1 protein-coding gene is annotated in these 240 nt (G+C 50.0%); it reads left to right on the forward strand.

Going from position 1 to position 240, the window contains the following annotated elements; translation table 11 throughout:
• The coding region (locus L9G74_RS21895) for a flagellar basal body rod C-terminal domain-containing protein (RefSeq protein WP_275297568.1) at window positions 1–240 on the forward strand (240 nt) is incomplete at both ends.

Below are 240 nucleotides of genomic sequence, written 5' to 3' on the forward strand. Positions count from 1 at the left end.
TATCAAACCGCCTCGGGTGATACTGATACGGGCAATACACTGTCTGCCAGCGTAAAAATGATGGGTTTTGTGAAATCCGATCGCGCTGTCGAGCAGCGTTACGAGCCCAATAACCATATCGCCAACGCCGATGGTTACGTGTTCTATTCCAACGTTTATTCACTGGAAGAGATGGCCGATATGATGTCTGCCTCGCGCATCTACCAGACCTCGGTTGAGATTCTGGGCAAGGTTAACAGC

Origin of the sequence: Shewanella electrica, from assembly GCF_022321485.1 — a bacterium.
Classification (GTDB): domain Bacteria; phylum Pseudomonadota; class Gammaproteobacteria; order Enterobacterales; family Shewanellaceae; genus Shewanella; species Shewanella electrica.